The organism is Piscicoccus intestinalis NBRC 104926, from assembly GCF_001515525.1.
Lineage (GTDB): Bacteria > Actinomycetota > Actinomycetes > Actinomycetales > Dermatophilaceae > Kineosphaera > Kineosphaera intestinalis.
In genome coordinates, this window is the sequence record NZ_BCNQ01000168.1 from 1 (window position 1) to 9,456 (window position 9,456).

Genomic DNA, 9,456 nt, shown 5'->3' on the forward strand with positions numbered 1-9,456 from the left:
GTTCGCGGCACCGTCGCCGGTGCCCGGTCGGCCCGAGCCGCCGGATGCCGGGAGCGCCGAGGAGCCAGGGCCGGGGCTTGGACCCGGGCTCGGGCTCGGGCTCGGGGGGCCTGCGGGCGGCGGGCCCCAGTCGTCCCAGCCCGGTTCGTCGTCGGGCGGCTCGACCTCATGCCATGCCGGCGCACCGGAGTCAGGGCCAGGGCCTGGCGTTCGACCCGCCGGGCCTCGGCCCGCCGACGCTCGGCCTGTCGGCTGTCGGCCGGCCGGCTGCCGGCCCTCGCGCGATCGATCCGCCTGCAGCCGTGAGGTGTCGGGCCGTCCCGTGTCAGATCCGGGTCGTCCTGGGGCGGGCCGTCGACTGGGTCCCTCCCCGCGTTCGTCGCCGCTGTCGTGCCCGTGGTCGCCGCCGCTGTCGTCCCAGTGTCCCTCGTTGCGGTCGTTCCCGCCTCGCCCCCGACGGTCGTGCGACGGCTGCGCTTGCCCATCCCTGTTCCCTTGGCGCGCATGGCCACTCGGCAAATTCTGCGGCCGCGCACCGGCAGCGCCGGGAGCGCCCGTGGCGTCACGGTCGCCCGGCGCATCGTGGCTTCCCGGAGCTGATCGCGGGCCCGCCCCCCGCTGGGGAGCCCGTCCGGTGGGCGCTCCCGCGCCGCCGCTCGGCCGCGGGGAACGCCCGTCGTGGGCAGGCCCGACTCCGCCTCCGTCGTGACCGCCTCCACCCTGCCGGGCGTCTTCGATGGGCACGGCCTCGACCGTCGCGTCGAGGCCGATCGCGTCGATGAGCGCCTGCCGCACGACCTCGCCGTGCTGGCCCGACCGGAACGTCGCCGCCAGGCCCCGCGTGGCGATCCCCAGCAGCAGCCGACGACCGTCATAGTCGAGCACCTGGGCGTGCTCGGACAGGAACGTCCAGGTGACGCGGCGGATGGTGAAGACCTTGCCGAGCACGTCCGGCCAACTGCGCCGGATCGCGTCGGTGTCCAGACCACCGCGCCCCCGGGGCGGGGTCGCGGGCGACTCTCTCTGCTCCTGCACCGGTCCTTCCGGCCGCCGCGGCTCACCCGAGCGCCCGTCTCCGTGCCCGTCTCCGGGCGCACCTCCGGGAGCGCCGGCTTCCGGTCGGGATCCACCCATGGCTGCCTGCCGTTCGCCTCCCGCGTTCGGGGCGCCGGCACCGGGAGCGGTCGTTGGGTCAGGCTGCGACGCGGGCCGCCGGCTCGAGGGGACACCCGGCGCGCCCGCGTCGGCGCGGTCGTCAGCAGCGGCATCGGCAGCAGGACCGGCGCCGGGGCCCGGCTCCGCGGCAGCCCCGGCGGCGACGCCCGGACCGGCTCCCCGTCCCGCACTCTGCGGCCCGACGGGTGGCGCCGAGGCCCCGGAGAGGTCGAGGCGACGCTCCATGCGGTCGACGCGCGCGATGAGCCCGTGCTCCCCGGCCGACCCAGGCAGCAGCAGCCGCGCGCAGATGAGCTCCAGCTGCAGCCGGGGCGACGTGGCCCCGGACATCTCGGTCAGTCCGGCATTGACGACGTCCGCCGCGTGCGACAGCTCCCCGGGCCCGAACGACGAGGCCTGCTGGCGCATGCGATCGAGCTGATCCGACGGCAGCCCGCGGAACAGCGCGTCGATGTCGCCGCCGGACGCACTGACCGCCGAGATGACGATGAGGTCACGCAGCCGCTGCAGCAGATCTTCGACGAAACGCCGCGGGTCCTGGCCGGTCTCGATCGTGCGGTCGACCTGCCGGAACACCGACGCGCCGTCGCCGGCGGCCAGCGCGTCGATCGTCGCGTCGAGCAGCTCGCCCTCGGTGAACCCGAGCAGCGCCGCGGCCCCCGCGTATGTCAGCCCCGTCTCGTCGGAGCCGGCCATGAGCTGGTCGAGCACCGACAGGGAGTCGCGCACCGACCCGCCTCCGGCCCGGATGACGAACGAGAGAACGCCCGGCTCGACGGGGATCTGCTCGGCCTCGCACAGCTGCGCCAGATAGTCCTGCAGCCGCGCCGGCGGCACGAGCCGGAACGGGTAGTGGTGCGTGCGCGAGCGGATCGTGCCGATGACCTTCTCCGGCTCGGTCGTCGCGAACACGAACTTCACGTGCTCCGGCGGCTCCTCGACGATCTTCAGCAGGGCGTTGAAGCCCTGCGGCGTGACCATGTGCGCCTCGTCGATGATGTAGATCTTGTAGCGCGACTGCGCCGGCCCGTAGGAGGCCTTTTCGCGCAGGTCACGGGCGTCTTCGACGCCGCCGTGGCTGGCCGCGTCGATCTCGATGACGTCGACCGACCCGGCTCCCCCACGAGCCAGCGCCACGCACGAGTCGCACTCCCCGCACGGAGTCGGGGTGGGCCCCTGCGCGCAGTTCAGGCAGCGCGCCAGGATGCGGGCGCTCGTCGTCTTGCCGCAGCCGCGCGGGCCGCTGAACAGGTAGGCATGCCCGATGCGGCCCGACCGCAGCGCCTGCATGAGCGGGCCCGTGACGTGCTCCTGCCCGATGACGTCCTCGAACGTCTGCGGCCGGTAGCGCCGATAGAGCGCCGTCGCGCCGCCTGCTGCAACCCCGGGTGCCATGCCTCAGACCATAAACGCCACCCCCGACAAGCACGCCGCCAACCGCGCGCGCCGCCCGCCCCACGCCCCTGAAAACTGCGTGTCGCGGTGAGGACTGCGGCGCGGACCGCAGTTCTCACCACGACACGCAGTTTTCAGGGCGTTGGGGCAGGGGCGCCGGGGCATGAGAGGACCCCCCGCGCACCTGGAAGAGCTCACCTACCCTTGCTGCATTCCTGCCCTGGGGGAGTTCGGAGAGGTACCACCACGCGGGGGGCCGTCCCCACTGTAATCCAGCGCCGCAGCCGCGCCCAAGTCGCTCCCCCTCGCCGGCTCGCCGGGCCGACGCCACCCCGACCAACCCGCCCTCCGCACATGAACCTGTGCCGACCGACTGGACCGGGCGGCTGCCGCGGAGCCGGGCCCGCGGGGTGGGTCCCGCGGCAGCCGGCCGGTCCCGTCTCACCCGCCGGAACCGGCGTCTCACGCTCACCCCGCAACGAGGGGCGATTGGGAGCCGCAGCACCGGCTCGGGTACGATCCCCGACGGAGGATTCGCATAGTGGCCTAGTGCGCACGATTGGAAATCGTGTTGGGTTAACCACCCTCAGGGGTTCAAATCCCCTATCCTCCGCCAGACGCTGACAGGGGCGGGCTCACCGGATCACCGGCGAGCCCGCCCCTGTCGCGTGCGGCCTTACTTGCTCATGCCCGCCGTGAGCCCCGCGACGATCTGCTTGGTCGCGACGAGGAAGAGCACGACGAGCGGCACGGTCGCGATGACCAGGCCCGCGAACAGCGCCGACCAGTTCGTCGAGTACTCCCCGAAGAACGTCGTCAGGCCCACCGGCAGCGTGTACTTGCTCTCGGTGCGCAGCAGCACGAGCGGGAAGAGGAAGTCGTTCCAGATCGGCACGAACCGGAACACGACGACGGTCGCGATCGCCGGGCGCACGAGCGGCAGCATGATCGCGGTGAACATGCGCCACGACCCGGCGCCGTCGATGCGGGCCGCCTCCTCGAGCTCCAGCGGCAGCTGCCGGAAGAACGTCGTCAGCACGAACACCGAGAACGGCACCCCCGCCGCCGCGTAGACGAGCATGAGCCCGATGCGCGAGTCGATCAGGCCCATCCCGTCGAGGGTGTAGAAGATCGGCAGGATCGCCAGGTGGAACGGCAGCATGAGGCCGGAGAGGAAGACCGACTCCACGATCGCGAACACCCGGCCCCGCGCCCGCGCCAGCCCGTAGGCCGCCATCGTCGACACGACCGTCGAGAGCAGCACCGCCCCCGCGCTGACCGCCAGCGAGTTCACCAGGTACGTGCCGAAGCCGCCCTCGGTGAGCGCCACCCGGTAGCTCTCCAGCGACACCGGCCACGGCAGCCCGAGCGGCCGCGCGTACAGGTCGGCGGTCGTGCGCAGGCTCCCCGAGACCATGAGCACCAGCGGCAGCAGCGCCACCACCGCGTACGCCCACAGCGCCGTGCTGCCGACCACCCCGCCGACCGGACGCTGCCGCCCCCGGGTCGCGGAGTCGGGCCCGCCGGCTCGCGCGCCACGCGCACCCTCGGAGCCGGTCTCCCCTGCCACGCGCGCACCGCGCCCGAACGGCGTCCCGAACCGACCCGGCTCCGGCTCCCGCGCGTCCTGCGCCAGATGCGCCCGCACGCGCGTGCCGTCCGCGGTCATGCGCCGATCCGCTTCTCGACGCCGCGCAGCACGCGGGTGGCGAGCACGGCACCGCCGAAGATGACGATGAACAGCAGGGTCGCCATCGCCGACGAGGTGCCGATGGCGTTTGTCGCGCCGCTCTCGAACGCGGTGCGGTAGAAGAGCAGCGACATGAAGTCGGTGGCGCCGGCGGGGCTGCCCGTCGAGCCGCCGAGCGCGTACGGTAGCGCGAACGCCTCCATCGCCACGATGAACGTCAGCACGGAGACGGTGCCGATCGCCGGCACGAGCAGCGGCACGACGATCGAGAAGAACGTCTGTCGGTTGCTCGCGCCGTCGACGCGGGCGGCCTCGGTGAGCTCGTCGGGGATGCCGCCCATCGCGGCGCCGTAGAGCAGGATCGGGAACCCGATCCACTGCCAGGCCGACACGAGCACGACGACCCACAGCGCGGTGCGCGGGTCACCGAGCCACGGCAGCGCCCACGACTCCAGGCCCACCGCCCGCAGCAGCGCGTTGACCGGCCCGAACGTCGGCGACAGCAGCAGCGTCCACAGGTACCCGATGACGATCGGGCTCACGAGGTAGGGCAGCGTGTACAGCGTCTGCAGCGCCCGTCGTGTGCGAGTTCGGCGGTACAAGAGCCAGGCGATGCCCAGGCCGAGGGTGTTCTGCACGAGCATCGTGCCGGCGAAGAACACGAGGTTGTGCCCGAACGCGCGCGGCAGCTGGGTGGCGAACGGCTCGGCGGTGAACAGCAGCACGATGTTGTGCAGCCCGACGAAGTCGCCGCGTCGGGTGCCCTGCCACTCGAAGAAGGCGTACGAGAGGGCGGTGAGCATCGGGTAGAGGATGAACACCCCGAACAGCAGCATCGCGGGCGCGATGAACGCCCACCCGGCGCGCCGGCTCACCCGCTCAGCCCTGCGTGGCCGCGCCGCTCGACGCGCCACCCGAGCCGGGCGAGGGCGAGCCGCCCGAACCCGCGGGCGTGAACCAGGCCGAGAGGCCGGTCTGCAGGTCCTGGCTCACCTGCGCCGCGTTCTTCTTGCCGAGCAGCAGCTCCTGCACGCCGGCGCCGAAGACGTCGGTGCCGGTCGGGGTGCCGTACCGGAAGTCGGTGACGAGCAGGTACGGCGACCCGTTCGACTCCCCCCGCTTGGCCATCTCGGCGAGCAGCGGGTCGCTCGGCGTCACGCCCGGCACGGCGGAGATCTGCTTGAGGGTGTCGGCGACGAGCTGGCCGAACTCCGGGGTCGCGGTCCACTGCACGAGCTGCATCGCGAGGTCCTGCTGGCCGCCCTTCGCGGAGACGGCGAACGCACCGTCGGCGTACGTCGGGGTCGTCGTCGCGGAACTCGGGGAGCCGGTCGGCGCGGGCACCTCGAACGTGCCGATCTGCAGCTGCGGGTTCTGCTTCTGGAAGAAGCCGAGCTCGAACGAGCCGCCGGGGAACATCGCGGCCTGCCCGGAGGTGAACAGCACCTGCGCGTCGGTGTAGGCGACGCCGACCGCGTTGTCCGGCAGGTACGACTTCAGGTCGGCGAGCACCTGCACCGAGGCGACCCAGTTCGGGTCGGTGAAGGTGGTGGCGCCGCTGACGACGTCCTTGGCGAACTGCCCGGCGCCGAAGCGGGGCGCGGCGAGCGCCTCGTGCACGATCGGCAGCGTCCACGCGTCCTTGGCGCCGACGGCCAGCGGGGTGACGCCCGCGTCCTTGAGCGTCTTGTTGACGGCGAGGAACTCGTCCCACGTCGTCGGCGGCTTGAGGTTGTGCTGCTCGAACAGCGCCTTGTTGTAGAACATCTGGATCGTCTGGCGGGCCAGCGGCACCGAGTAGATCTTGCCGTCGGCCTTGCCCTTGGCGCTCGCCACGACCGTGGGGTCCCAGGAGTTGAGGTCGACCTTGCCGTCGAGCGGCACGAGGGCCTGCGAGGCGATCGTCGGCTGCAGCTGGCCGTAGGAGCGCACCTGCGCGACGTCGGGCCCGCCGCTGCCGGTCAGGCCGGTGGTGAGCACCTGGTTGTACTCGGTGTTCTTGAAGGCCCGGAAGTTCACGGTCACCCCGGGGTGGGCCTTCTCGAAGACGTCGAAGATCTGGTTGTAGGCGTCGACGTCCTCGGTGCGCCACGACCAGACGGTCAGGGTCTGGCCGCCGTCGGCGGTGGAGCCCGACGAGGAGTCGGCGGAGGGGGCGCAGGCGCCGACCGCGAGGGTCAGTACGGCGAGCGGGGCGGCCAGCAGGAGCCGGGCGGACCGGCCGCGGCGGTCGACCTGACGGGGGGCGCGAGGGTGAGGGGTCATGACGACTGCTCCTTGGGCGAACTCGGGCGGCCCCGGTGGGTCGATTGGCGCCACGTTACTTTTGTGCGCCCCGGGGATCAATCATGTGAACCGATAACTATGGCCGTGTCGTGACTTTTCTTCGCACACTGCTGTGTGTGTTCGCGTGGAGACCGAACCGCCCCGGGCGCCAACGACGCTGGTCATCAGGCGGAGGGCTCGGCGCTGTCCGGCGCGACGCGGTGCCGCTGCACCGCCTCCCTCGTCGAGGAGACGGCCCGCTGAGCGGCGGTGATGTCGTGGTGGGCCACGGCGATGTAGAGGCAATCGACGACGAACAGCCCCGCGATGCGGCTGGCGGTCGCGCCGGCCCGCACCTGGGTCTCGCGCGCAGCGGTGACGAGCACCCGGTCCGCCGCGCGGGCCAGCGGGGAGCGCGGGAAGTTCGTCAGCGCGACGGTCAACGCGCCCTGCTCCCGCGCGACCCCGAGCTCCTCGAGGGTCTCGTGGGTGGTGCCGGAGTGCGAGATCCCGATCGCCACGTCCTGCGGCCCATGGAGCGCGGCCGACGCCAGCGCGAGGTGCGGGTCGCCGCTGGCCACGGCGAACAGCCCGATGCGCTGCAGCTTGTGCTGCAGGTCGGCCGCGACGAGGGCGCTCGCCCCGTGCCCGTAGATCCCGATCCGCCGGGAGCGGGCGACCCGCCCCGCGACCTCCTCGAGCACCTGCCGGTCGAGGTGCTCGGCCGTGTCCTCCAACGCCGAGACCTCGGCGTACGCGATCTTCGCGACGACGTCGTCGAGCGTGTCGTCGGGGCTGATGTCGCTCGACGGCGCCTCCCGCAGGCGCGGGCTCGCCCCCTCCTCCGCGAGCGCCAGCCGCAGCTGCGGGTAGCCCGGCAGCCCGATCCGGCGGCAGAACCGCAACACGGTCGTCTCCGAGGTGCGCGCCGCGACCGCGAGCTCGCTGATCGTCATCGCGGCGGTGGCCCGAGCGTCGGAGAGCACCTGCTGAGCCACCCGGTCCTCCGCCGGAGACAGCGTGGGCCGCAGGCCCGCGACGTGCACGAGTAGGCGCGGGGTACGCGCGCTCTCGGAGCCGGCGCGCTCCGACGTCGCCGAACTCGTCGGGTCCGTCGGATTCGTCAGGGCGGACCCGGGGCGTGCGGGGTGCTCGTCGTGCGTGCTCACCGCCCCACCGTAGGGCGACTTCGGCTCGCATTTCGGCTACTCGCGCCAGGTACGCGCGGTGATTTCCGGCCGGCCGAAGGCGGGGGCGGCGGCCGGCGAACCGCAGCGTCAGTGATCGGCCGGGGTCCACCCCGAGACCTCCAGGGAGTCCGGATCGCGTTCGACGGCAACGAGTTCGGCACCCGAAGCGGCGGTCACCCGGATGTCGTCGAGGTACACGCCGCGGCCGAGCACCGACTCGTCGGTCGTGTGCCGCCAGCGCACGAGCTGGGCGCCGGGCGGCAGCGCCGCGGTGCCCCGCTGCCACGTGCGGGTGCCGCGCGCGGAGCCGAGATCGCCGCTGACCTCCAGGCGCCGGCCGGGCTCGCGCAGCTGCGTGGTCAGCGGCCGCCACGTCGCGCCGTCGTCGTCGGATCGCTCGAGCACGTAGCGGTCGTCGACGTCGTTGGCGATGAACGTCGCGAACGACAGCCGCGCCCCGGAGGCGGGCACGTCGACGGACAGCGTGGCGGTCGCCTCGACCCCGTCCTCGCCACCGGCGCGCAGGGCGGTGGCGCCGGCCCGCGGGGTGACCGGCAGCGCGTCGGCGAGCCCGGAGGCGAGGATCCTACGGGCGGGGTTGATCGTGCCGCGGGTGCGGGTGGGGTGCACGCGGTTGGTGAGCAGGATCGCGAACGAGCGCGACGCCGGGTCGATGACCATGCTCGTGCCGGTGAAGCCGGTGTGCCCCGCGGTGTGCGGCCCGGCCAACCCGCCCATGTACCAGGTCTGGTCGAGTTCGACGCCGAGTCCGTGGCCGTCGCCGGGGAATTCGGGGGTCTGGTTGCGCAGCATGGCGCGCACGGTGGCGGGCGCGAGAATGCGCGCGCCGTCGTAGCGGCCCCCGTTGAGCAGCGTCTGCGCGAGCACCGCGAGGTCGTCGGCCGTCGCGAAGACGCCCGCGTGCCCGGCGACGCCGCCGAGCGAGGCGGCGTTCTCGTCGTGCACCTCACCGCGAACGACCCCGCGGCCGAGCGCGGCGTCGAACTCGGTGGCGGCGACCCGGGGCAGCTCGCTCGGGTCGGGGTTGAAGCCGGTGTCGGTCATCCCCAGCGGCGCGGTGATCCGCTCCCTGAGCAGCTCGTCGAGCGGGGAGCCGGTTCGCCGCTCGAGCAGCACGCCGAGCGTGATGAGGTTGAGGTCGCTGTAGACGTACCGCGTGCCCGGCGGGTGCTTCAGGGGGTGCGCGAGCACCCCCGCGATCCGCGACGCCTTGTCGGGGTACAGCTTCCACAGCGGGATGAAGGGCTCGAAACCCGAGGTGTGCGTGAGCAACTGGCGCACGGTCACGCGCTCTTTGCCGGCCGCGGCGAACTCCGGCAGGTACGCCGCGACGGGAGCGTCGAGGTCGAGGCCGCGTTCAACCTCCTGCATGACGAGGATCGAGGTGAACACCTTGCTGATCGAGGCGAGGTCGTAGATCGTGTCGTCGCGGGCGGGCACCCGGGCGTCGGCGGGCAGCAGGGTGCCGTCGGCGTCGGAGTAGCGCACCGCCTCCCCGCTGGCCTGGCGGGCGACGATCCGGCCGCGCGCGCCGAGGAGCGCGACCGACCCGGGGTACAGGGGCGCGCCGCTCGGGCCGGGTTCGGTCTCCAGGGCGCGCAGCCTCGTCAGCGCGGCCTCGATGGGTTCGCCGCGCAGCCCGAGGTCGGCGGGCCGGCCCTCGCGCAGGCGGCGCACGCTCGCGAAGCCCGCGTACGGCTCGTCGTATCCGCGCACGCT

6 protein-coding genes, 1 tRNA gene and 1 other RNA gene are annotated in these 9,456 nt (G+C 73.1%); 1 reads left to right on the forward strand and 7 read right to left on the reverse strand.

What is annotated here, in order from left to right:
- Positions 1-2,571: DNA polymerase III subunit gamma and tau (locus tag PINTE_RS18625; RefSeq protein WP_068433730.1), on the reverse strand; the 2,571-nt coding region annotated here is incomplete at its 3' end.
- Between the two features lie 164 nt (positions 2,572-2,735).
- An RNA gene (gene ffs / locus PINTE_RS18630) (signal recognition particle sRNA small type) lies at positions 2,736-2,832 on the reverse strand.
- A gap of 266 nt (positions 2,833-3,098) precedes the next feature.
- Here ffs and PINTE_RS18635 point away from each other — a divergent pair.
- A tRNA-Ser gene (locus tag PINTE_RS18635) sits at positions 3,099-3,187 on the forward strand.
- A gap of 60 nt (positions 3,188-3,247) precedes the next feature.
- Here PINTE_RS18635 and PINTE_RS18640 read toward each other — a convergent pair.
- The 5 genes from PINTE_RS18640 to PINTE_RS18660 all read right to left on the reverse strand — a co-directional run.
- Positions 3,248-4,240, reverse strand: coding sequence for a carbohydrate ABC transporter permease (locus tag PINTE_RS18640; protein ID WP_084343798.1), 993 nt, complete (start codon positions 4,238-4,240; stop codon positions 3,248-3,250).
- Positions 4,237-5,136, reverse strand: a complete 900-nt coding sequence (locus PINTE_RS18645; RefSeq protein ID WP_084343799.1) for a carbohydrate ABC transporter permease — start codon at positions 5,134-5,136, stop codon at positions 4,237-4,239. The genes PINTE_RS18640 and PINTE_RS18645 overlap by 4 nt, the downstream gene beginning before the upstream one ends.
- A gap of 4 nt (positions 5,137-5,140) precedes the next feature.
- A complete protein-coding gene (locus tag PINTE_RS18650) occupies positions 5,141-6,526 on the reverse strand; it encodes an extracellular solute-binding protein (RefSeq protein WP_084343800.1) in 1,386 nt (461 codons plus the stop codon).
- Between the two features lie 185 nt (positions 6,527-6,711).
- Entirely contained in the window at positions 6,712-7,695 is a 984-nt protein-coding gene (locus PINTE_RS18655; RefSeq protein ID WP_245643054.1) for a MurR/RpiR family transcriptional regulator, read from the reverse strand.
- 108 nt (positions 7,696-7,803) lie between these two features.
- Positions 7,804-9,456: serine hydrolase domain-containing protein (locus PINTE_RS18660; protein ID WP_157087366.1), on the reverse strand; the 1,653-nt coding region annotated here is incomplete at its 5' end.

Bases quoted from the DNA above. Each gene is read 5' to 3' on its own strand.
- PINTE_RS18640 (WP_084343798.1), bottom strand. From the start codon at position 4,240: ATGACCGCGGACGGCACGCGCGTGCGGGCGCATCTGGCGCAGGACGCG.
- PINTE_RS18650 (WP_084343800.1), bottom strand. From the start codon at position 6,526: ATGACCCCTCACCCTCGCGCCCCCCGTCAGGTCGACCGCCGCGGCCGG.